This is a genomic window from Nocardioides ureilyticus (assembly GCF_051280745.1).
GTDB lineage: Bacteria > Actinomycetota > Actinomycetes > Propionibacteriales > Nocardioidaceae > Nocardioides.
The window spans coordinates 15,131-37,956 of record NZ_JBNCOG010000035.1 but is presented as its reverse complement, the minus strand read 5'-3'; the positions used below and the strand labels follow the sequence as shown (position 1 = coordinate 37,956).

14 protein-coding genes, 1 tRNA gene and 1 pseudogene are annotated in these 22,826 nt (G+C 74.3%); 8 read left to right on the top strand and 8 right to left on the bottom strand.

What is annotated here, in order from left to right; translation table 11 throughout:
• The 4 genes from ACSMHG_RS16495 to ACSMHG_RS16480 form a co-directional block, all read right to left on the bottom strand.
• Window positions 1-1,143 (bottom strand): glycosyltransferase (locus ACSMHG_RS16495; protein ID WP_435747087.1); only part of this gene is annotated, 1,143 nt, incomplete at its 3' end.
• On the bottom strand, window positions 1,140-2,012 hold the full coding sequence (locus tag ACSMHG_RS16490) for a hypothetical protein (protein ID WP_435747085.1): 873 nt from the start codon (window positions 2,010-2,012) through the stop codon (window positions 1,140-1,142). The genes ACSMHG_RS16490 and ACSMHG_RS16495, both read right to left, overlap by 4 nt.
• Before the next feature lie 23 nt (window positions 2,013-2,035).
• A complete protein-coding gene (locus ACSMHG_RS16485; RefSeq protein ID WP_435747083.1) occupies window positions 2,036-2,575 on the bottom strand; it encodes a hypothetical protein in 540 nt (179 codons plus the stop codon).
• Between the two features lie 41 nt (window positions 2,576-2,616).
• Complete coding sequence (locus tag ACSMHG_RS16480) at window positions 2,617-3,723, bottom strand: ATP-dependent DNA ligase (RefSeq protein ID WP_435747081.1); 1,107 nt, start codon at window positions 3,721-3,723, stop codon at window positions 2,617-2,619.
• A gap of 294 nt (window positions 3,724-4,017) precedes the next feature.
• On the opposite strand from ACSMHG_RS16480, the gene ACSMHG_RS16475 reads away from it, so the two are divergent.
• Window positions 4,018-4,096, top strand: a tRNA-Gln gene (locus tag ACSMHG_RS16475).
• A gap of 57 nt (window positions 4,097-4,153) precedes the next feature.
• Here the strand turns inward: ACSMHG_RS16475 and ACSMHG_RS16470 are convergent.
• From ACSMHG_RS16470 to ACSMHG_RS16455, 4 genes are all read right to left on the bottom strand, one after another.
• The gene (locus ACSMHG_RS16470) at window positions 4,154-7,567 is read right to left on the bottom strand and encodes an Ig-like domain-containing protein (RefSeq protein ID WP_435747079.1); all 3,414 of its coding nucleotides are present in this window, start codon (window positions 7,565-7,567) and stop codon (window positions 4,154-4,156) included.
• A gap of 62 nt (window positions 7,568-7,629) precedes the next feature.
• Window positions 7,630-11,448, bottom strand: a complete 3,819-nt coding sequence (locus tag ACSMHG_RS16465) for an Ig-like domain repeat protein (RefSeq protein ID WP_435747077.1) — start codon at window positions 11,446-11,448, stop codon at window positions 7,630-7,632.
• A gap of 223 nt (window positions 11,449-11,671) precedes the next feature.
• Window positions 11,672-12,832 carry a glycosyltransferase family 4 protein gene (locus tag ACSMHG_RS16460; RefSeq protein ID WP_435747075.1) on the bottom strand — a complete coding sequence of 387 codons (1,161 nt, stop codon included), beginning with the start codon at window positions 12,830-12,832 and terminating at the stop codon, window positions 11,672-11,674.
• Between the two features lie 14 nt (window positions 12,833-12,846).
• Window positions 12,847-13,860: a glycosyltransferase gene (locus tag ACSMHG_RS16455; protein ID WP_435747073.1), complete on the bottom strand. Its 1,014-nt coding sequence runs from the start codon at window positions 13,858-13,860 to the stop codon at window positions 12,847-12,849.
• Between the two features lie 140 nt (window positions 13,861-14,000).
• On the opposite strand from ACSMHG_RS16455, the gene ACSMHG_RS16450 reads away from it, so the two are divergent.
• The 7 genes and pseudogenes from ACSMHG_RS16450 to ACSMHG_RS16420 all read left to right on the top strand — a co-directional run.
• On the top strand, window positions 14,001-15,191 hold the full coding sequence (locus tag ACSMHG_RS16450) for a glycosyltransferase family 4 protein (RefSeq protein ID WP_435747071.1): 1,191 nt from the start codon (window positions 14,001-14,003) through the stop codon (window positions 15,189-15,191).
• Window positions 15,188-16,384, top strand: a complete 1,197-nt coding sequence (locus tag ACSMHG_RS16445) for an alpha/beta hydrolase family protein (protein ID WP_435747069.1) — start codon at window positions 15,188-15,190, stop codon at window positions 16,382-16,384. The genes ACSMHG_RS16450 and ACSMHG_RS16445 overlap by 4 nt, the downstream gene beginning before the upstream one ends.
• Window positions 16,385-16,491: 107 nt before the next feature.
• Complete coding sequence (locus ACSMHG_RS16440) at window positions 16,492-16,998, top strand: hypothetical protein (RefSeq protein WP_435747067.1); 507 nt, start codon at window positions 16,492-16,494, stop codon at window positions 16,996-16,998.
• A 79-nt stretch (window positions 16,999-17,077) separates the two neighbouring features.
• Entirely contained in the window at window positions 17,078-17,947 is an 870-nt protein-coding gene (locus ACSMHG_RS16435) for a lysophospholipid acyltransferase family protein (protein WP_435747065.1), read from the top strand.
• Window positions 17,944-20,412: a hypothetical protein gene (locus tag ACSMHG_RS16430; protein WP_435747063.1), complete on the top strand. Its 2,469-nt coding sequence runs from the start codon at window positions 17,944-17,946 to the stop codon at window positions 20,410-20,412. The genes ACSMHG_RS16435 and ACSMHG_RS16430 overlap by 4 nt, the downstream gene beginning before the upstream one ends.
• Complete coding sequence (locus ACSMHG_RS16425; protein ID WP_435747061.1) at window positions 20,409-21,716, top strand: lipopolysaccharide biosynthesis protein; 1,308 nt, start codon at window positions 20,409-20,411, stop codon at window positions 21,714-21,716. The genes ACSMHG_RS16430 and ACSMHG_RS16425 overlap by 4 nt, the downstream gene beginning before the upstream one ends.
• Window positions 21,713-22,789: pseudogene (locus ACSMHG_RS16420) on the top strand (CDP-glycerol glycerophosphotransferase family protein); the annotation flags it as partial. The gene ACSMHG_RS16425 and the pseudogene ACSMHG_RS16420, both read left to right, overlap by 4 nt.
• Between the last annotated feature and the right edge of the window lie 37 nt (window positions 22,790-22,826).

Genomic DNA, 22,826 nt, shown 5'->3' with positions numbered 1-22,826 from the left:
GGCCCGGGCGGCGAGCCGGCCCCGCCCGCCCCGCCGGGCACGTGCGTCGGCGAGGACGGTGACCCAGCGCTCGGCCAGCGCGTCGGCGTCGTACGCCCGCGCGCTGCGGTGCGCACCGTTGCCGAGCCGGCGGCGGAGCTCCACGTCGCCGGCCAGGCGGAGCAGGGCGGTCGAGAGGCCGGCGACCGACTGCGGTGCGACGAGCACGCCGCTGCCGTCGTGGTCGATCATCCGCCGCGGCCCGGGCCCGGAGTCGAAGGCGACGACCGGCACCCCGGCGGCCATGGCCTCCGCGATCGACAGCGGGTAGCCCTCGATCCGCGAGGGCACGGCGGCGACCGCCGCCCGCGCCCACTCCGTGCGGGGGTCGGTCACCGCACCGGGCAGCTCGACGCGGTCCCAGAGGCCCTCCTTGCGGACCTGGCGCACCACGTCGTTGCGGTCCGGGCCCGTGCCCCAGATCCGAAGCCGCCACTCGGGCAGCGCGGCCGCGACGGGGGCGAAGGCGGCGACCAGCATCGGCAGCTGGCGCTCGGGCAGCAGGCGGCCGGCCGCCATCACCACCGGTGACTCCACGGTCGAGCGCGGCGCGTACCCGCCGGGCAGCGACGGGAGCAGGACCTCGAGCCGCGGCGCGAGCGGGCCGAGCTGCTCGCGGTACCACGCGCGGCGGTCCTCGTCGGCCACCACGAGCACGTCGGCGCGGGGGAGGTGGCGCAGCGTGAGCTCGGTGCTCCGGGCTGTGGTCGGCCGGTGGTCCTGGTGCGCGACGACGACGTGGTCGGGCAGGAGCTCGACCGCGGCGACGAGCAGGCCGGGGTCGGCGGTGACCACCGCGTCCACCTCGAGCGTGGGGAGCGCGGCCTCGAGCGCCACGTCGCTCGAGGCGTCGAGGCGTCGGTCATCGCCCTGCGGCAGGAGTGCGGAGGGGCGGGCGGACAGCGTCTCGTCCGGTCCCTCCTCGGCCAAGGACCGCACGGTGACGGCGGGGTCGATGCCCGCGACGCCGGGGTCCTCGACCGGCTGCAGGCTCAGCAGCCGGACGTCGTGGTCGCCCGCGAGCGCGTTCGCCTGCGCCACCACGGTGCGGGTGGCGTCGTCCTCGGTGGCCGCGGCGTCGACGACCAGGTAGGCGATCCTCACCGGCCCTCCTCTCCCGGTCGGACCTGGAGGGTGAGCAGCCCCTCGGCGTTCCAGCGCAGGGCGGCGACCAGCCCGCGCTCGCTCTCGTACACCGGCAGCGGCGCGCCGGTGCGAACGTCGGGGAGGACGTCGGCGCGGCGGCGCACGGGCAGGACCGGCCCGTCGCCCGGCGTGCCCAGCACGACGCGGGTGCGGACCTTCATGCCGACCGGCAGCGAGCCCTCCGCCAGGGTGCAGGTCAGCCCGCCGCCGGCGGCGACCGGGTACGCCGCGACCACCGTGCCGTCGTCGGCCACCAGGCTCACGGTGTCGGGCCGGCCGGGCTCGCCCTGCTCGCCGTGGCGGTCGGTGGCGGCCGGCGCGGTGAGGGTCAGCCGGAGGCCGCCGGGGAGCACCTCGATGCGCTCCAGCGTCGCCGCCGGCTCGACGGTCCGCCGCTGCACCCGCAGCCCGCCGTCCTCGGTGCGCACCACGTCGTACCGGTGGGTGCCGTCCGCGGTCGGCGTCGTGCGCGCCGGCGCGAGCGGGGGGCTCCACAGCGGCCGCGCTCCGCGCCCGCCGGGGCGCACGAGCACCAGGTCGTACGCCGCACCGTCGCGCCAGGGGAGCGCGTCGAGGTCGAGGCGCACCGAGCGCCACCGCGGCTCGTCCTCGCTCAGCTCGGGGGTCGGCACCAGGACCTCCCCGGTGGCCGTGTCGCTCATGCCGGGTGACCCCGCCTCGGGGGCGAACGCCAGCCAGAGCCGGCGGCCGTCGAGCACCGCGGCGTACTGCGCCACCGGCCGACCGCGCGGCGGCCTCGGTGCGGCCGGCACCTCCTCGGCCGCGGGCTCCGAGCGGCGCAGGGCGGGGCGGGATGGGAGCTTCACGTGCGTGCGGGGGACGGGCCGGCTCAGAAGCCGGTGACGCCCTCGCCGGCGCCGCTCGACTGCTCGTCGAAGTTCTCGTGCTCGAGCAGGTGCAGCACCGGCACGCCGATCTTGCGGCGTGCCTGGGAGGTCCAGTCCACGTGGAAGAACTCGGCGACCACGTGGGGACGGGTGAGGATGATCGCCTCCCGGCCGTCGACCGCCTTGACCTTCTCCGCCAGCGCGGTGATCGGCGGTTCGGTGACGACCTCGCCGCGCGCCGTGGCGCCAGCGGCCGTCAGTGCCTCCAGCGTGCGCGCCAGGTCGGAGGTCGAGCGCACCTCGGAGTCCTGGCGCACCGCCTCGAGGTCCACCTCGGACATGCTCATGGCGGGGGAGGCCAGCAGCTCCCCACCGGACAGCGAGCCCATCGCCGCCTCGACCCGGGCCGCGGCGTCCTCCAGCGGCAGCAGCACGTGGTAGACCACCGGCTCCTCGATCGCCTCGTGGAGCGAGCGCACCTGGGCGGCGTCGGCGGGCGAGAGCGCCTGCTCGACGAGGAGTACGACGTCGTAGTCGGCCATGCCTCCCACCCTAGTCCTGCGCGCTCACCGGCGGCGGCGGCTCATCCGCCCAGCACCTCGCCGAGGTCGTACTTCACCGGCTCCTCGAGCTGGTCGTAGCCGCACGAGGTCGGGTCCCGGTCGGGCCGCCAGCGCTTGAAGTGGGCGGTGTGGCGGAACCGCCGGCCCTCCATGTGGTCGTACTTCACCTCGAGGACGCGCTCGGGCCGCAGCGGCGTGAACGACAGGTCCTTCCCGGCGCTCCACCGGCTCTGGGTGCCGGGGACACGGTCCGGGTTGGCGATCGCCCACTCGCTCCAGTGGCCCCACGGGTGGTCCTCGACCGGCACGACGAGCGACTGGAGCTCCTCGATCAGCTCCGCGCGCCGCTTCTCGGTGAAGCTGGCGCTCACGCCGACGTGCTGCAGCTGGCCGTCGCCGTCGTACAACCCGAGGAGGAGGCTGCCGAGCAGCGGCCGCGCCGGCGTGCTGGTCTTGTGCTCCCGGTAGCCCGCGACCACGACGTCGGCGGTGCGCTCGTGCTTGATCTTGAGCATGGTCCGCCCGTTCTCGACGTACGCCGCACCCAGCGGCTTGGCGACCACGCCGTCGAGGCCGGCGCCCTCGAAGCGGGTGAACCAGCCCTCGGCGACCGCCGGGTCCGTCGTCGTGCGCGTGAGGTGGCACGGGCCGGACCCGTCGAGGTGGCCGAGGGCCTCCTCCAGCGCAGCCCGACGCTCCGCGAGCGGCCGGTCGACGTAGGACTCGTCGCCGAGCGCGAGGAGGTCGAAGGCGACGAAGCCGGCCGGCGTCGTCTCGCTGAGCATCCGCACCCGCGAGGCGGCCGGGTGGACCCGCTCTTGGAGCACCTCGAACTGCAGCCGGTCCGCCCCGTCCTCGCCTCGCAGCGCCACGAAGAGCTCGCCGTCGAGGACGCACCGCGTCGGCAGCTGCTCCTTCACCGCGGCCACGACCTCGGGGAAGTAGCGGGTCAGCGGCTTGGTGTTGCGGCTGGTCAGCTCCACCTCGTCGCCGTCGCGGAAGACCAGGCAGCGGAAGCCGTCCCACTTCGGCTCGTAGAGGAGCCCGCCGTGCTTGGCGGGGTCGGGGATCCCGGCGACGGACTTGGCGAGCATCGGCCGCACCGGCGGCATGACGGGCAGGTCCACCCGCGCGACCCTAGGGCACCCCCGTCCTGCGATCGAGGTGTGGACAGGCCCGGGGTGACGCCGCGGTCGGAGACGGTCCACGTCACCCCGGTCGATGGCTCCACGGTCACGCGCCGTCGGCTCGCGCCGTGGCCTTGGCGTGCCAGGCCGGGCTCGGCGGACCTGGTGATCGCCGCCGACGGCGTGGCCGGGGGCAGCCGAGGTCTCGCAGCCGACGTACGAGCGGCCACCGCTACGGCTCGACGCTGACCGGGGGCCCTACTCTTGGCTCCTGTCCCGTGTGGGACAAGCCGATCCCCGGTTGGTCTGCCGGCAGGGCCCGCCTGACTTTGAATCAGGACTAGCGACGTAGGTTCGACTCCTACCCGGGGAGCTGGGGCCGTGCTCGGCGGCGGCCGTGCGGTTGGCGCCGACCGCCGCCGAGCACCGGTCAGTGACCGGCCGGTGCGAGGAGGGCACCCCGCGCCTGCGCGGGAAGGTAGTTCCCGTTGCCGGCGAAGGAGGCGTCGTAGCCCCGGTCGACGAGGATCGGCACGAGCGCCTTGGTCGCCGTGCAGGAGGCGAGGCCGTCGGCGTCCGTGACGGCGTCGCAGACGGGAACGACGTCCTGCCCGGTCAGCCGGGTCGTCGTGAAGACCACGTCCTGCCCCGCGAGCGGGTGGCCGTCGTTGCCGGTCAACGTGGCGCGGACGCGGAGCCCGTCGCCGACCTGCTCGGCCAGGGGGGCGGCCTGGAGGTCGCTCACTGCTCGGTCGACCTCCTGCCGGAACGCGGTCGACGTGCTCGTCGCGTGCATGCCGCCGCCGGAGTAGGTCGCCGTCACGAGGTGCACTCCTCCCTCGAGCCCGCTGAGGGTGATCGAGGCCTGCTGGCGCCCCTGCACCGTCCGGATCTCCGCGGTCCCGAGGACGTCGGAGCCCTCGCTGAACGTCACCGTTCCCGTCGGCACCTCGGGTGCCGCGACGGCGGAGGACACCACTGCGGTCAGGGTGACCTCGTCACCGAACGTCGACGGGGCCCCGGAGGACTGCACACCGGTCACCGTCGGCACCTGTCCGACGCTCTGCGTCGTGGACGCGACCTGGCCGTGGAAGTTGAAGCTCCCCACGTAGACGGCGCGGATCTCGTGGGTCCCCGGGGTGAGCGCGGTCGTCACCACCTCGGCCTCCGCCGACCGGGGACCGGCCGGGGACAGGTTGCTCGCGCCGAGCAGCACCGGTCCGTCCCAGAGCTGGACGACGCCGGACGGCCGGCCGGTGGCCGGTCCGACGGCGGTGACGGTCGAGGTGAAGGTCACCGGCTCCCCGAAGGGTGCAGGCTCGGCGTGGGAGGACACGACCGTCATCTCCGTCGCCGCCTTGGTCACCTCCTGACCGGCCCCCTGGTCCAGGCCGCCGCTGCTGGTCACGAAGTTGCCGTCACCGCTGTACGTGGCCCGGATGGCGTACGTCCCGGGTGAGAGGGAGGCGAACGCCGTGCTGGTCGCCGTTCCGTCGACCACCTCGGCCGGTTCTCCGAGTGGCGCACCGTTGACGGTGAAGGTCACCGTGCCGCTGGGCGCTCCGGCTCCCGGCGCGACCGGCGTCACCTCCGCCTCGAAGGTGACGCCCTGGCCGGACTGCGCCGGGTTCGCCGAGGAGGTCACCACCGTGGAGGTCTGGGCCCGGTCCACCCTCTGGGTGATCGACCGGGAGCTGCCCAGGAAGTTCTCGTCCCCGTCGTAGGTGGCCACGATCGCGTGCTGGGCGACCCGCAGGTCGTCGGTGGTGAGGGTCGCTCGGAAGTCCGTCGCCGAGCTGATCTCGGCGGTGCCCAGCACCGTCGAGCCGTCGGTGAAGGTGACCGTGCCGGACGGGGCGCCCGCTCCCGGGGCGACCACGGCCACGGTTGCGGTGAACGTCACCGGCTGGCCGAACACCGAGCGGGGTGCGGAGCTCTCCAGGTCCAGCTCGGTCGCGGCCCTGTCGACCTGGTGGGTCACCGGGTCGGCGGTGCTCGTGATGAAGCTGGGGTCGCCGCTGAGGTACCTGGCGCCGACGGTGTGCGTGCCCGGGCCGAGGTCGTCGACCTCGAGCGTGGCCACGCCGTCGTGCAGCTCGCTGTACAAGCCCTCGGCCTTCCCGTCGACGAAGAACTGGACGGCTCCCTCGGGGTTGCCGGTGGCGGGGCTCACGGGCGTCACCTCGGCGCGCAGGGTGATCGGCTGGCCGACCACCGAGGGGTTGGGCGCGGAGGTCACCCGGGTCGTCGTCGCGGCGGCCGCGACGACGTGCTCCAGCGAGTCGTGGGAGCCGGCGAAGTTCTGGTCGCCTCCGTAGTCCGCGGTGACCAGGTGCGCTCCCGCGGGCAACCGGGTGGCCGCCGAGCTCGCCGTTCCGCCGACCACCGGGACCGGGTCGCCGACGGGCTCGCCGTCGACCGCGAACTGGACGGTTCCCGTCGGCGTGCCGGCACCCTCGCCCATGATCGACAGCTCGGCGGTGAAGGTCACCGGCTCACCCGCGACTGCGGCCGCGGTCTCGGTGCTGAGGGCGAGCGCGGTCTCGGCGCGGTCGACCCCGTGGGTGAGGACGGCCGACGAGCTCGGGCGGAGGTCGGCGGTGCCGTTGTAGGTGGCCAGCACCTCGTGGTTGCCCGTGCTCAGGTTCGAGATCGTGAGGCTGGCGGTGTCGCCGTCCAACGGCACCGCGGTGCCGTACGGCTGGCCGTCCACGGTGAACTGGACGGCTCCCGTCGGTTCACCCTCTCCCGGGGCGACCACCCCGACGGTGGCGGTGAACCGCACCGCCTGGCCACTGACCGTCGGCGAGACGTCGCTGGACAGCTCGGTGGTGGTGGCGGCCCTCTCGACCGACTGGGTCGCGGGGTCGGCGGAGCTCGGCAGGAAGTCCTCGTCGCCGGTGTAGCGCGCGCCGACGGTGTGCGATCCCGTGCTCAGGGTCGACGTGCTCGGGGAGGTGGCCACGCCGTCGGCGGAGACGGCCACGGGAGCGCCGAAGTCGGCACCGTCGACGGTGAACTGCACGGTGCCGGTCGGCGTGCCGGTGCCCGTGAGCCGGGCCACCTGCGCGCTGAAGCTGGTGGGTTGGCCGTGCACGGTCGGAGCCGGTGCCGCGATGCTCGTCGTCGTCGCGTTCTTGGTGACCGTGAAGGAGGCCGTGGCGCTGCTCGAGCGGTAGTAGGTGGTCCCCGCGTACGACGCGGTCACCGTGGCTGCGCGCGGCGGGCCGGCGATCGGCAGTGACGCGGTGGCCACGCCCTTGGCGTCGGTGGTGGCGGTGACGCTGGTCCCGCCCGAGAGCGAGAACCGCACGGGCCGGTGGGGCAGCACGGAGGTCGAGAGGTGCGGGTCGCTGAGGGTCGCCCGCACCGTGACGGTGGTGTTCTGCGGCGCGCTGGTGGGGCCGGCGTAGGCCAGTGCGGTCACGTTGTCGATCGTGACCGTGCGGGTGGTCGTCCGGGTCTCGGTCTTGCAGCCGAGCCCCAGGAAGCCGCTGTTCTTGCGGATGCCGATGGTGCCGCGCACGGTGTACCGGCCGTTGGGGTGGTCGTGGGTGTCGACCGCGACGCTGCGGGCACCCTCTCCGGCCCACTGGCGCCGGAACACCACCCGGCCGGAGGAGTCGATCAGCTCGATCGTGGTGTCCCCGCTGCTCCCGCCGAACCAGCCACAGTGGTTGCCGGTGGAGTCGTCGTACCCGCCGGTGTCGGACAGGGTGACCGTCCCGCGGAGGGTCGCCCCGTTGGCGGGAGCGGTCAGGTCGGCATGAGCCGGGCCGGCCAGCGCCACGGTGGACCCGAGGACCAGGCAGGCTGCGGCGAGGGCCGCGATGAGTCTGCGCACGATGGCACTTCCTTCTCCGGGGAGGTGTCGGACGGGGCCGCGGCGGGGCGACGGCACCCTCATCAGAGGACAGCTCCCCGGTCCGTGGCGGGGAGGTGGTTCTCGTCGCCCGCGAAGGTGGCGGTGTAGCCGCCGGCCAGCACCAGCGCGAGCAGGTGGCGGGAGGCGTCGCAGAGGGCGACGCCGGCGTCGTCCGCGGTGACGGTGCACACCGTGCGGCCGCCGATCCGGAACACGACCCGGACCCCGGGCACCGGGACGTAGTCGGAGTGGACGTCGGCCTGCAGCCGGCCGAGAGGCAGGCCGAACGGAACCAGCCGGACGGCGGCGTTGGTCGCATGGATCGCCGTCGGCCGCTTGGCCACCGCGATCGTGGTCGCGACGGACTGGCTGGCCGAGAAGTCGTCGGACCCGGAGTAGACGGCGCGGACGGCGTGCGACCCGGCCCCGAGCCCCGTCAGCGTCGCCGTCGCCTCCGCACGGGCCCCGGCGGCTGGCTCGAGCGGGACCGTGGCCAGGACCGTGTCGCCCTCGACGAAGGCGACCGTCCCTCCGGGTGCGCCCAGTGCTGCGCCCAGTGCTCCGTTGGTCGGCACGACGGTCGCGGTGAGAGCCACGGGATCCCCGAAGACCGGCGCCGTCGTGGCAGCCGTCAGGGTGGTGGTCGTCGGCAGCGTCGCGACGCTCTGCGTCACCGAGGTCGAGGCGGGCACGAAGTGCCGGTCGCCGGAGTACAGCGCGGTGACCGTGTGCTCGCCCGGTGCCAGGTCCGCGACGGTCGGACTGGTGGCCCGGCCCTCGGCGAGGGCGACGGCGTCGCCCAGCGGCTGGCCGTCGACGGCGAACTGCACGTACCCGCTCGGCTGGCCGGTGCCGGCCCGCTGCGACGCGGCCGTAGCGGTGAACGACACCGCCTCGCCGTAGCCACTGGCCGGCGCCGAGGAGGTCACGACGAGGTCGACGCCGGCGCCCACCACGGACTGGGTCAGCGTGGCGCCGCTCCTGGAGAAGCCGGCGTCGGGCACGAAGGCCGCGATCACGGTGTGGTCGCCGGGGTCCGGGGAGGCCAGCACGACGCTCGTCGCCCGACCGCCTGCATCCAACGGGACGGGACCGCCGACGTCGGTGCCGTCGACCGAGAACTGCACCGCCCCGGTCGGCACGCTGCCGTCCGCGGCCGTGACCGTCGCGTGGAAGTCGATCATCTCGCCGTACGACGACGGGTTCCGCGACGAGGTCAGGGCCGTCGTGGTGGCGACCACGGTGGCCGCGGCGATCACGGTGTGGTCGGTCGGCTCCGCCTGGCTCGCCCGGTAGTCGTCGTCACCGTCGTACTGGGCGGTGAGGACGTAGGACCCGGGCGCCAGGTCGGAGACGGCGAGGGTGGCCTGGGTGCCGTCGTCGGTGGACCGGAGCGGCGCGGCGCCGATCGGCTCGCCGGCGGCGAGGAAGGTGACGGTCCCGCTCGGCGCGCCGGCGCCGGGTGCGACCGCGGCGACCGTGGCGGTGAGCTCGACCTCCTGGTCCTCGACGGACGGTGACGGGGACGCCACGAGCGTGGTGACGGTGTCCGCCGGCGCCACCGTCTGCCGCAGCGAGTCAGTGCCTCCCTCGAAGTTCGCGCTGCCGCTGTAGGCGACGGCGACCGTGTGGTCGCCCGCCCGCAGCGTGGTCGCGGGGAAGGCGGCGGCACCCGACTCCAGGGGAACCGGGTCGCCGCGCTCGGCGCCGTCGACCAGCAGCTGCAGGGAGCCGTCGGGCACGCCGGCCCCCGGCGCCACCGGGAGCACGCGGGCGGTGATCGCCAGGGCCTGGCCGGAGACGGGACGGGAGGCGGCGGGGACGTCCAGCTCCACCTCGACGCCGGCCTTCTCGATCGTGACCTCGCGGGGAGCGGCGACGCTGGCGGCGTAGGTGTCGTCACCCGAGTAGGTCGCCACGACGGTGTGGCGGCCGGCGCCCCACGTGGTCACGTCGAGGCTCGCGACGCCGTCGTCGCCGAGGGTGGCGGTCCCCAGCGGGCTCCCGCCCTCGGTGAACACCACGGTCCCGGTCGGCATGCCGCCGGCGGCGGTGCCGCGAACGGTGGAGGTCAGGGTGACCGGCTGGCCGTACACCGCAGGGTTCGGCGCGCTGGACTGCGTGGTGCTCGAGGCGAGCAACGGGTTGCGGACGAGGAAGGAGGCAGTCGGCGACACGCTGCCGGCGTGGTCGTCGTCTCCTCGGTACTCGGCCGTGACCTCGTGGGTGCCGAGGGCCAAGGTGGAGATGCCGGCACTCGTGGCGGTGCCGTCGGCCACGGCGACCGGCCCCCCGAAGGCGGCGCCGTCGACGAAGAACTGCACCTCGCCACCGGGGTCGCCGGCCAGCTCCGGCACCACCGCGGCGGTGAAGGTCACCGGCTCGCCGACGGTCGCCGGGGACGGGGAAGCGGTGACGGTCGTGCGGGTCGCCACCCGTCCGATCACGAACGGCGTCGACGTCGTGGCGCCGGCCTGGTCAGCGCTACCGGCGAACGAGGCGCTGAGCGTGGCCTTCCGCGGAGGTCCGGCCACGGGAAGGGCCACCTCGGCGACGCCCGTGGCGTCGGTCCTGGCGGTCACGGCGTCCCCGTCGGACAGGGTGAAGGTGATGGCACGCCCGCTGACGGGTCCACCGGCGAGGTCCTCCAGCCGGGCGGACACCTCGGCCGTGCCGCCCTGCGGAGCGCTGGTGTCGCCGTGGACGGTGAGGGTCGTGCAGCTCTGCCCGGTGACCACCAGCGTGCCGGCGTTGCTCGCGCCGCCACCGGAGACGACGATCCCCCAGTTGCCTCGCGAGCCGCGCTTGGCCATCCCGTCGCTCTCGACCGGGGCGGTGAGGGTGATGCTGTAGCCGCCACCCGCGGTGGTGCGGGTCGACGCGGTGAGCCGCTGCCCGGGCCGGACCGGGGACTGGTCGAGGACCGCAGTCACCAGTACGCCGCTCGCACCCCCGCTGTGCCGGCCGGTCACCGTCACGGCGCCCCCGGCGCAGCTGAGTGAGGGCGTGACGGTCTGCGTCAGCACCGTCGTCGGTGCCGGCGTCGAGGAGCCGCTGAGGTTGCGGGTGATGGTGAGCCTCGCGCCGTCGAGGGGCAGCTGCATGACCTCCTTGGCGTCGTTCCGGTGCGTGGGCGACCACCAGAGGTCGTCCACGGTCTGACCGTCCTCGCTGACCGCTCGCACCCGGCTGGTGGTGACCGTGCCGATCGGCACCGAGACGTTGGTGGCGGTGACGTTCGAGGGGCCGGCGAAGGGCAGGGTGCCCTCGAAGGTGTCGGAGCCGCTGCCGCCGACCGACCCGGCGTCGTAGCTGAAGCCCCCGGAGTAGGCGATGGACTCGTCGTTGTGCCAGGTGTCGCCGGCGTTGAGCGGGAAGTCGCGGGTGCGCCATCCGCCGGACGGCGTCATGGTGAGGTCGATCGCGGCGGTGACGTCGGTCCCGAGGAAGGAGACCGACGCCCTGGCCCGCAGGTTCTGCCGCTGGTGCTCGCGGAGGAGGGCCAGGTCCGAGCGGCGGACGAGCCTGGTGCCGGTCACCGAGCCGCTGAAGCCGGACAGGGACGCGTTCCCGAGCCCGTCGATGGCGACCGATCCGTTGCCCCCGGTGATCGAGCCGCTGATCGTCAGCCGGTAGGCGTCCTGGCCCTGGAAGGTCTCGGTGCCGGCCACCGTGTAGCTCACGTTCTCGTTGATCGTGACGTCGGTGCCGTCGGCCTGGTACCGGAAGCTCGTCTGGTAGGTCCACGACCAGCCGGTGCTCCATGCCGGCACGTCGTGCCCCGGCGCCTGCGCGGCCTGCGCGGGTGCCGCGACGAGGGCGACCAGGGACCCCGCCCACAACGCGATGATGCTCACCATCGCCAGGAGGGCTCGGCTCGAGCCTCGCGCGCCCCCGTTCCTGTTCGTAGCTGCCTGGCCAGTGGCACGTGCGCGCATGAGTCCCCATCCGTTGCTTCGCCCGGGAGGCGCGGACGTCGTCCGCGCGGAGCGAGGGAATCGCAGCGTGGGTAAAGATTGCAACGATCGACTGGACCGGTGAGGATTTTCCGTGGTGCGGCGTGACCCGAGGGCCCCGGGCTCGTTAACGGCGCCTCGGTCCCCGGGAGGTTCCTCGATCCTCGACGGCCTCCCGCAGCAGCCGCGTCGTGGCGTCGGTGGAGTGCCGCCAGTCCCACGTCTCCACGGCCGCTGCACGTCCGGCGGCACCCAGCGCCTCCCGTCGATCGTCGTCGCGGAGCAGGCCGACGAGGGCCGAGGCCAGTGCTGCGGCGTCCCCGGGCGGCACCAGCACGCCGTCGACGCCGTCGCGCACGACGTGGGGGATGCCGCCGACCCGGCTGCCCACCACCGGTCGGCCGCACGCCATCGCCTCGACCAGGACCATGCCGAAGGACTCGGACTCGGTCAGCGACGGCAGCGCGACGACGGAGGCCTCCTGGTAGGCGCGCACGAGGTCCGGTCCCGAGAGAGGGCCGCACCAGTCCACCCGGGACGCGAGGCCCAGCGACGAGGCCTGGGCACGCAGCGTGGGCACGTCGTCGCCGTCGCCGACCACCCTCAGCCGCGCCTCCGGCACCTCGGCGGCGATCGAGGCGAAGGCGTCGACGAGCACCTGCACGCCCTTCCACCTCGACGTCCGCTGCAGCCGCCCGACGAAGAGCACGGTGGGTGCCGTCGGGGCAGGGGCCGGCATGAACGCCGACGTGTCGACCCCCGGCGGGATCACGGTGGCCCGGCCGGTGGCGTAGGTCGCCGCCACGGGCGAGACGGCGACCAGCCGGTCCGCACGGGCGAAGACCCGCGGCAGCACCGTCCGCTCGTAGGTCCGCAGGAGGGCGTCGACCGGCCCGCCCACGCCCTTGACCAGCGAGCCCGAGTGGTAGGTGAGCACCACGGGGCGATCGCCCGCGACGTACGTCGCCACGTCGGCGAGGTAGGGCGTCGGAGCGTGCGCGTGCACCACGTCCACCCGGTGGCGGTGCAGCAGCGCGCGCAGCTGCACCGGCCACCAACCGCTGACCGGGCTGTTCGAGACCCTCAGCCAGGGGGCCAGCCGGACGACGGTCACGCCGTCCTCGGTGTCGACCCGCGTCCGACGGGACGGTCCCGTGGTGATGACGACCACCTCGAAGTCGGGGTCCTGGTGCAACGCCCGGGCGACCTCGTGGGTGTAGCGCTCCAGCCCGCCCACGCTGGGCGGGTAGTACGGCGTGACGAGTGCGACGCGTACGGGCCGGGCCATGACCCCCCGAGCCCTCAGCTCGACCCGACGGAGCCGTGCTGGAGGTAGGCGAGCCGGCTGAGCTCGTGCCGCGCCTTGCGCATCCCGTCGAGGATCAGCCCGGCGGTCATCGCCAGGCACGAGACGATGATGAGCCCGATCGAGGTCATCAGGGTCGGCATCCGCGGCACGAAGCCGGTCTGCAGGTACTGCGCGACCACGGGCGCCCCGAGCGCGATCGAGACGAGCATGCAGAGGGCCGCGAAGAGGCCGAAGAACGCGAGCGGGCGCTCGTGGCGGGCCAGGCTGGCGATCAGCGCCAGGATCTTGGTGCCGTCGCGGTAGGTGCGCAGCTTGCTCTCCGTGCCGGCCGCCCGCTCCCGGAAGCCGACGGGCATCGTCGCCGTCGACGCCCGCATGCTGAGCGTGTGCACGGTCAGCTCGGTCTCGATCTCGAACTCGCGGGAGAGGGCCGGGAAGCTCTTCACGAAGCGTCGGGAGAAGACGCGGTAGCCGCTGAGCATGTCGTTGACGTTCGTGCCGAAGAGGGCCCCCACCACGCGGTTGAGGATCTTGTTGCCCCACTCGTGGTTGGGGCGGTAGGCGGTGTCCACCAGCTGCTGGCGCATGCCGAGGACGTGGTCGTGGTGACCCTCGATGAGGGTGCGGATCATGGTGGGGGCCGCGGCCGGGTCGTAGGTGTCGTCCCCGTCGATCATGAGGTAGATGTCGGCCTCGATGTCGGCGAACGCGCGACGGACGACGTTGCCCTTCCCCTTGAGCCGCTCGTACCGGACGATCGCGCCGGCCCGGGCCGCGGCCTCGGCGGTGCCGTCGGTGCTGCAGTTGTCGTAGACGTACACGTCGATCCCGGGCACGTGGTGCTTGAGGTCGCGCACCACCTTCTCGACCGCCCCGGCCTCGTTGTGGCAGGGGACGATGGCGGCGACCCGGAAGTCGGCCCACGGCACCGAGGTGGCCACCGGCTGGGCGAGCCGGGCCAGGTCGTCGTGGGCCGGGGCGCCGGTGGCGACCACCGGCTGCGGCACGGTGGCGGGTGTCCCTGTGGTTGGCGGCATCTCGACTCTCCCCATGCTCGGGCCGGCGGATGGACGTCCGGCGAACATCGGCCCAACGAGGGGGTTACCGGTGAGTTACGATTCCCAGTTAAATGTCTGAACCACGCCGCATGAGATCCGCACGAGTGGGGTCCCCGCCCCACCTGCCGAGGCCTGCACCGCTCCGGATCGGGGTGGTCGCGCACTACTACCCGCCGCACGTCGGTGGCCTCGAGGTCGTGGCGCAGGAGGTGGCGACCGGGCTCGCGGCCCGCGGTCACGAGGTCGCCCTGCTGACCAGCGCCCCACCCGTCGCCGCGGGGCTGCGCGAGGACCGGGGTGTCCGGGTACGTCGGCTGCGGGTGGCGAACTGGTTCGAGCGCCGCGGCGTGCCGTTCCCCGTCTTCGGGCCGTCCCTGCTGTGGCGGACCTGGCAGCTCGTCCGGCGCTCGGACGTCGTCCACGTGCACGACATGCTGTACCTGACCTCGTGGGCGGCGGCAGTCCTGTGCCGCCTGCTGCGCACGCCGTACGTCGTGACCCAGCATGTCGGCATGGTCGAGCACCCGTCCCGGCTCGTCCGCCTGGTGCAGGTGCTGGTGCTGCGCACGGTCGGGTCGCTGGTGCTCCGCGGAGCGACCTGCGTGCTGCCCATCAGTCCGGTCATCGAGTCCTGGACCCGCGCGAGGCTGCCCGGCGTGCGCACGCAGGTGCTCCGCAACGGCATCCGCCGGGACCTCTTCCGTCCGCCGGTCCCGGCCGAGCGGGAGGAGGTCCGCCGGCGGTTCGGGCTGCCCGAGGACGAGGTGCTCGTGCTGTACGTCGGGCGGTTCGTGCCGAAGAAGGGGTTCGACGTCGTCGCGGGTGCGGCGGGCGGCGAGTACCGCCTGGTCTTCGTCGGGGGTGACCGGCCCGCCGGGGTGCCGGACTCGCCCCACCGCGTCTTCCTGGGTGCGCTCCCGCCCGAGGACGTCGCCGCCGTCTACCGCGCCTGCGACGTCTTCGTGTGCGCGAGCGTCGGGGAGGGCCCGATGACGCCGATGGAGGCCCTGCTGAGCGGGTGTGCGGTGCTGGTCAACGCCGACCCGGCGATGCGGGCGCTCGGTCTGGGCGACGGCGTGCGGGAGGTGGCGATGAGGCCCGAAGCCCTGCGGGCGTGCCTCGCCGAGCTCGCCGGCAACCCGGACGCGGTGGCGGCGCTCGCCGGCCGCGGCGGGGAGGTCGCCCGCACGCTGCCGACGTGGGAGCAGCACCTCGACACGCTCGAGTCGGTGCTGAGCGCGGCGGTCCTCGAGCCCACGCGTGGTGCGGCTCCCCGATGAGCGGCGCCACCACGTCCGCGCCGGGCCGGGAGGACGACGACCGCGGGGTGACGCCCGGCCGACGGTCGCGCCGGACGCTGCGCCGGGTCCTCGTCCTGGTGCTCGTCCTGGTGCTGGCGGCGAGCGCCACCGTGATGGCCCGGACCTCGAACCGGGTCGCCGCACTGCTGGAGGTCTCGCCGGCCTTCTGGCCCTCGCAGGTGCGCGTGGTCGAGGCCGGCCGGAGCCAGGTCACGATCGAGGAGGTCGAGGGTGGCCCCACCTGGTTGACGGTGGCCGAGACCTACGGGCTCGACTGGGAGACCGGGTCCGGGCAGGTGGGCCGGGTCGTCTCGGACGGCGGGCAGCGGGTCACCCGCTCGTTCCGCCTCCTCGAGGGGGCGTTGCCCGCCGCGGGGACGCTCGCGCGGTACTCACGGGAGGCCTACCCGCGCGATGCCCGGCGCGCCTTCCCGGGGGCGGACGTGCGTGAGGTCGCGGTCCCCGGCGAGGACGGACCGCTGCCTGCGTGGTTCGCGCCCGGCACGTCCTCGACCTGGGCGATCCTGGTGCACGGCCGGGGTGCGGCCCGGTCGGAGACGTTCCGGATGATGCGCTCCACCCTCGCGCTCGGCATGCCCTCGCTCGCCATCACCTACCGGGGCGCCCCGGAGGCCGGGGGTGGGGAGGCCCGTGTCGGCCTCACCGAGTGGCGCGACCTCGAGTCGGCGGTGCGCCTGGCTCGCGAGCGGGGGGCGCGCGACGTCGTGCTGCTCGGCGCCAGCATGGGGGGATCGGTCGTCGCGTCCTTCCTCGAGCGCTCGGACGCAGCGGACCGGGTGCGCGCCGTGGTCCTCGACGCGCCGCTGCTGGACTTCCGGACCGCGCTGGCGGAGGGCGTGGCCTCCGCAGCCGTGCCGGGGTTCCTGGTCGCCGCCGGCCTCGGGGTGGCCCAGCTGCGCACCGGTCTCGACCTCGACGACGTCGACTACCTCGACGACACCTCCTGGCTCACCGTGCCGGCGCTGGTCTTCCACGGTGCGTCCGACCCCAGCGTGCCGGTCGCGAGCAGCCGGCGGCTGGCCGGGGCCCGGCCCGAGCTGGTGACCGTTCACGTCGTCGAGGGAGCCGGTCACGTGGAGTCGTGGAACTTCGCCCCGGAGCGCTACGACCGGCTCGTCCGGGCCTTCCTCGAGCGGTACGCCGCCGACTGACGACACGCCGGTCCGGACCACCGTCGTAACCCTCGCAGCCGAGTCCCGTTGTAGCGGGAGTCCGACCGCCCGGCGCGGAGGACGGCGGACGCGCGAGGGAGGAAGCGATGCGTGAGTCTCCCCGACACGGGGCGGACGGGCTCGACGAGACGGTCGATGCCCCGGGGCGCGAGCCCCGACCGGGTCCGGTCCGGTGGTGGCAGCGGGCTGTGCCGGTCACCGGCCTCGGCGCGATCGTGCTCGTGGCCGCCGTGCTGACGCTCCCCGAGCGGGAGGTCGAGCTGTCGACCAGCCGCAAGCCGCAGCCGTTCGTCGAGCTCTTCCTGACCAGCCGGCCGGACGCCGCTTGTGCCGGGGCCACGGCGACGCTCCGCTTCCGCGTGGTCAGCCACCTGGAGCGGCGGCGCAGCATCCGGTACCGCGTGGGCGTGGACCCCGCCGGCCGACGCGCGGAGACGGTCCGCGACCGGGGCCGCGTCCGGTTGGCTCCCGGTCAGGCGAGGACCGTCCGCGTCGAGCTGCCCGACCCGCCGTCCGGGGCGCACGACCTCACGGTGCGGCTGCGCCAGCGGCCGGAGCTGTTGCGGATCCACTGCACCGGGACGCGGCGATGAGCGTCCGGCCACCAGCTCGCCACAGGGTCCGCCACATGGTTCGCCAGCGTCAACACGCGCGTCAGCAGGAGGTAGCGGCATGAAGCCGTCCACAGAGTTCGCCATCGGCCGGGTCCGGGGCGCGGTGCCGCGCGCGCTGCTGCCCGCCTTCGTGAAGGCGCGTGCCAAGGTCGCCTGGTCGCAGGAGAAGGTGCGCGAGGACGCCCGGGAGCAGATGCGGTTCGTGCTCGAGCACACCCGGCCCGACGCCGACATCGAGGCCGCCGCGCGCCGCTACGTCGAGCGCCAGGTCTGGCGCGGCGAGCTGCGCTGGCACCTCGACATCATCACCCACCAGCGGGTGGAGGGCCTCGAGCACCTCACCGCCGCCCGCGACCTCGGTCGCGGCGTCGTCCTGAGCCACATGCACCACGGGCACTTCGAGGGCGCGATGGCCAGCATCGGGCGCCGGGGCGTCCTGATCCACGCCATGGGCGATGCCCGCCTGCGCGACCCCGACTCTCCTGCGTGGATGCAGCAGCACGCGAAGGTCGCCCTCGCCGGCGGTGCGGTCGCCGTGTACCTGGAGCGCAGCACCGGCATCGACCCGCTCGCGCGGACGATCGCGGAGGGCGGCATCCTCACGATCGCCTCCGACGTGCCTGGCCGCACGCCGATGCGCTTCCTCGGACGCGACCTCGTCGGCTCCTTCGGCGCCATCCGCCTCGCGATGGGCTCCGGCGCACCGGTGGTGGCGATGACCTCGGAGCTGGCCGACGGCTACGTGCCGGTGGTGCGGCTGCACGAGCCGCTGGACCCGGCGCAGTTCCCGTCGCCGCAGAAGCTGCTCGAGGCGGTCCTCGCCATCCACGAGCCCTACGTCGTGCGGTGGCCGGAGATGTACGACATCCCCACGAGCCACTGGGGCATCCCCCCGCAGCAGGACCCGGATCCGGCGAGCAGCGCGTGAGCACGGCGACGTTCGAGTCGCGCCCCGGCGAGGGAGACCTCGCGGCCAGCGCCCTCGCGCTGCCGCCCGTCCGCACCCTCGTCCACGGTCGGCTCGGCAGCGACGGAGCCACCGGGCGGGGCCGCGGGCTGGTGCCCGCGCTGGTGGCGCTCCTCGCCGCGCAGTCGGTGGTCGTCCTCGACCTCGACGTGCCGGTGCTGCGCGCCGCGATCGCCCTGGTGACCATGCTCGTCCTGCCGGCGTGGATCCTGCACCGGCGCGCCAGCTGGCCCTCGGACAGCGCCGCGGCACGTGGCGCCTACGCGCTCGGTGCGAGCGTCCTGGCGCTCATGCTGGTGGGGCTGGCCGTCAACACCGTCGGGCTGGCGCTGGGCGCCGACCGGGTCCTGACCGCGCCGGTGCTCGGCACCACCTGGCTGGTGCTCGACGCTGCTCTCCTCGCCTGGCGCCCGTGGGTGCCGCTCGTGGCGCCGGTGGACCCGCGCGCCGTCGCCCGCCGGGTCTGGGCGGCGCGGGTCGAGCCGGCGCAGGCGCTGGCGGTGGTCGCGCTCCCGTTGGCGGTGCTGGGAGCGGTCCGCCTCAACAACGACGGGGGAGGCGGCCTCGCGCTGGTCGCGCACCTGCTGGTGGTGGCGGCGTACGCAGTGCTCCTGCTCCGGCCCGGCACGGTCGGGCGCGACATCCGGGTGCTCTACCTCACCGGGCTCGCCCTGCTGCTCGCGACCTCGCTGCGAGGCTGGGGAGTCACCGGCCACGACGTCCAGGCCGAGTACGGCGTCTACCGGCTGACCGCGAGCGCCCAGCACTGGTCGATGGACCTGCTGGAGAACGCCTACACCGCCTGCCTGAGCATCACGATCCTGCCGGTGGTGCTGGCCGAGACCACCGGCCTGTCGGGGGAGTCGTGGTTCAAGGTCGGGTTGCAGGCGGGGTTCGCGGTGGTGCCGGTGGTGGCCTACCTGGCCTTCCGGCGCCTGGTCCCCACGCGGCTGGCCCTGGTCGCCACCGCCTTCCTCGTCGCGTTCCCGACGTTCCACGTCGACATGCCCTACCTGGTGCGGCAGGAGGTCGCGTTCCTCTTCCTCGCCCTCCTGCTCCTCGCGGCGACCGATGGCGCGATGCCGGTGCGGACGCGCCGGGTGATGGTGGTGGTCTTCGGCGTGGGTGTGGTGACGTCGCACTACACCACGACCTACCTGCTGCTGATGAGTCTCTTCGGCGCCCTGGTCCTGCTCGGGGTGGCGATGCTGGCGGATCGCGTGCGTGGCCGGGTGCGTCACGGCGGCCCGCTGGTGCTGCTCCACCCCGTGGGGGTGCTGCTGGTGGCCGCGTCCTCGCTGCTGTGGACCGGACCCGTCACGGACACCGGCGGCCACCCGCTCACGGTGGCGCAGGAGGCGATCGAGTCCGCGTTCGACGGTGAGGACGACGCCGGCTCGAACGACCGTCGGTTCCTCATCCTCGGCGGGCAGGAGGAGACCGCCCGGGAGCGCCTGGACCGTTTCGTGAGCGACACGATGGAGGCGCGGGAGGCCTACCCGCGTCGTCTGGCCACCTTCCAGAAGCCGGGGCCCGCCCTGACCGAGCCCGAGATCCTGCCCGAGGACGAGGCCCCGCTGACCCCCGTGGGCGAGCTGGTCGAGGCGGCCGGGATCGACGCCGGCGCGGTCGTCGGCGGGCTGCGCAACGGCAGCGCCGCCCTGATGCAGGTGCTGCTGCTGGCGGGCGTGTGGTGGGTGACCCGAGCGGGTCTGCGGCGTCTGGGTGCTCCCGCGGCGCAGGCGGCGTCCGAGGACTCCCGGCAGACCGGCGGGCCGCGGGAGGACCGCGTCACCCTCGAGATGGTCTGCCTGGTGCTCGGGGTCATGGCCGCGCTCGGCCTGGTCGTCGTCGTGCCGAGCCTCTCGGTGGAGTACGGCGTGCTGCGGGCCTTCCTGCAGAGCATGCTCTTCGTCGCGCCGGTCGCGGCCGTGGGGCTGTGGTGGGTGGCCGGCCGGTTGCCCGGCCGTCGCCGCGGCTGGCTGGTGGCGGTGCCGATCGCACTCCTGGCGGTGTTGACGTCCGCGGGGACGGCCCTGGTCGGCGGCGGGCCGGCCAAGCTCGCGCTGGCCAACGCGGGCATCTACTACGAGCGCTACATCGTCGAGGACTCCGACGAGGCGGCGGTCGAGTGGATCGCCGCGGCCCCGGACCGCAAGGGGCCGTTGCCCACGGTGCTCGCGCCCACCAGCCAGGTGGTCCGGTTGGCGACCGCCGGCGTGCCGCTCGAGGAGGTCCACGGACGGACGTTCCCGACCGTGCTCAACCGGGGGTCCTACCTCTTCGCCGACTCCCGGATGACCGGTGATCGCGAGGACACCCTCTTCCTCGAGGGCGACCGGGTGACCTACCGCTACCCGCTCCGGCAGGTCGGCGGGGCGCTGGACCTGGTCTACAGCGCTGGCGAGAGCAGGCTGTATCGGTGAGGCAGCGGGTGCGGGGCCTCCTGGCGGGTGCGCGGGCGGACCGCATGCTCACCAACTCGGCCATGCTGCTGGCCACCAGCGCGCTGATGGCGGGCTTCGGCGCCTTGTTCTGGGTGCTGGCGGCCCGCCTGTACCCGGCGGAGACCGTCGGCGTCGCCGGGGCGATCGTGGCGGCGTCGGACACCTTGGCGCTCTTCGCCCAGCTCGGGCTGAACATCGCCATGGTGCACACCATGCCGCGCAGCCGGCACCAGGCCGCCGACGTGGCCACCGCGATGCTGGTGGTCGGGTCGGCCGCCGCGGTGTTCGCGCTGGGGTACGTGCTGCTGCTCCCGCTCACCTCGCCGCGCGTCCACGAGGTGCTCGGCGGTCCGTGGGGATGGGCGCTGTTCGTGGGGCTGGTGGCGGCGACGGCGGTCAACATGCTCACCGACAACGTCTTCCTCGCGATCGACCGGGTCCGCTCCTACCTGTGGCTCAACGGCCTGCTGCTCGGCACGACGAAGTGCCTGCTGCCGTCCCTGCTGGCCGGAGCGGGTGCCCTGGGCCTCTACGGTTCGGCCGGCGGCGCCGCACTGCTGTGCGCGGTGGCCAGCGTCGTCGTCATCTTCCGTCGCCTGCCGCGCCGCACCCGGTGGCGGCCCTCGCAGGAGCTGCGGGGTGCGCGCGGCTTCGCCGGAGCCGGGTACGTGACGGTGGTGCTGGCGTTGACGCCGCAGCTGGTCCTGCCCCTGCTGGTGGTCAACGAGCTCGGCTCGGCCGCGACGGCGTACTTCTTCGTGAGCCTCCAGGTGGTCGCACTCCAGAACGCCGTGGTCGTCGCCGTCGGCAACGCCATGTACGCCGAGAGCGAGCGGCACCCGCACCGGCGCACCGGGATCGTCCGTCGCGGCGGCGTGACGATGGCGGTCGTCTGCGTGCTGAGCGCCGGTGCGGTGTGGCTGGTGGCGCCGTTGCTGCTGCACGTGTTCGGGCCGGAGTACGCCGCCGAGGGCACCTCGACACTGAGGGTCCTCTCGTTGTCGGTGGTCGGCCTGGGCCTCAGCTACTGGGCGGCGATGCGCCTGCGGCTCGCGCACCGGCCCGGCGCGATGGTCGCGGCGCAGGTCGTCGGCACCACGGTGGTCCTGGTCCTGAGCGTCAGCGCGGTGCCGCACGGCACGACGTGGGTGGCCGGCGCCCTCGGGGTCGGCTACCTCGCCGGCGGACTCGTCGGACTCCTGGTCAGCCGGTTCGTCGCGCCGCTCCACGACGCGCCCCGGGCGGTCGGCGAGCCGGACCCGGTCGAGGCGGTGGCGCCGTGACGGGCGCGGTGGCGCAGCGGCTGCGGGCGTGGGTCGTCGGGCTCTCCCAGGTGGTGCTGCGCCGGGGGCTGCCACTGCTCGCCAGCGTGTGGCCGACCAGGCGGCAGGTGCTGGTCTCGGGCTATCCGGAGACGGAGGGCAACGCGGTCGAGGTCGCACTCGCCCTGCTCCGCCGGTACGACGGCCGGGTGGTCTGGCTGCGCGAGCCGTCGGGCCCGCACGCCGACCTCCCGCCCCACCCGCGGCTGGTCGTGGTCGACAAGGCGAGCCCGGCGGGGGTGTGGGCCTACCTCCGCTCCGAGGCGGTCTTCTTCACCCACGGGCTCTACGGCAGCCCTCGACCGTGCCGCCGCAAGCCCCTGGTCAACCTGTGGCACGGCGACGGTCCCAAGGCGACGCGGCCGGGGAACGGCGCGGGCTCGATCATCCCGAGCACGTGGTTGGTCTCGGGCACCCGCCTGTTCGGTGAGCTGAAGGCCGCGGCGTTCGAGCTCCCGGGCGACCGGCTGCTGGTCACCGGCAACCCCCGCACCGACCAGCTGTGGCGCGCACCGGAGCCCGAGGCGCTCGCGGCGCTCGGCATCACGGGCGAGTTCGTGCTGTGGATGCCGACCTTCCGCGCGACCAAGCAGGGCGACGGGTTCCGCGCCTGGTCCGAGGGCGGCGCGCGGGTCGGCGTGGACGAGGTCGGCCCGCTCCTGGACCGCTTGGCCGAGCGCGGCGTCCAGCTCGTCGTGAAGCCGCACCCGCTCGACGTCGAGGAGCGCCGCGGCCCCGGGGTGGTGACGGTGACCAACGACGACCTCGCGCGGGTCGGGGTGCCGCTCTACTCGCTCCTGGGCTGCTCGATGGGGCTCGTCACCGACTACTCCAGCGTCTGGGTGGACTACCTGCTGCTGGACCGCCCGATCGCCTTCTTCGTGCCGGACCGCGACACCTACGGGCGTGGGCTCGCCCCCGCCGACGTGCTGGACTGGCTGCCCGGTGAGCTGGTCGCGGACACCGCGCCGTTCGAGCGGTTCCTGGCCGACCTCGAGGCCGGCGGGCGGCGCGACGCGGCGCTCCGACGCGAGGTGGGGGAGAGGATCGGGCTGCACCGGAGCCGGAGCT

Coding starts and splice junctions, on each gene's coding strand:
- ACSMHG_RS16485 (WP_435747083.1), bottom strand. CDS start 2,575: ATGGCCGACTACGACGTCGTACTCCTCGTCGAGCAGGCGCTCTCGCCC.
- ACSMHG_RS16465 (WP_435747077.1), bottom strand. CDS start 11,448: ATGGTGAGCATCATCGCGTTGTGGGCGGGGTCCCTGGTCGCCCTCGTC.
- ACSMHG_RS16460 (WP_435747075.1), bottom strand. CDS start 12,832: ATGGCCCGGCCCGTACGCGTCGCACTCGTCACGCCGTACTACCCGCCC.
- ACSMHG_RS16450 (WP_435747071.1), top strand. CDS start 14,001: ATGAGATCCGCACGAGTGGGGTCCCCGCCCCACCTGCCGAGGCCTGCA.
- ACSMHG_RS16445 (WP_435747069.1), top strand. CDS start 15,188: ATGAGCGGCGCCACCACGTCCGCGCCGGGCCGGGAGGACGACGACCGC.
- ACSMHG_RS16440 (WP_435747067.1), top strand. CDS start 16,492: ATGCGTGAGTCTCCCCGACACGGGGCGGACGGGCTCGACGAGACGGTC.
- ACSMHG_RS16435 (WP_435747065.1), top strand. CDS start 17,078: ATGAAGCCGTCCACAGAGTTCGCCATCGGCCGGGTCCGGGGCGCGGTG.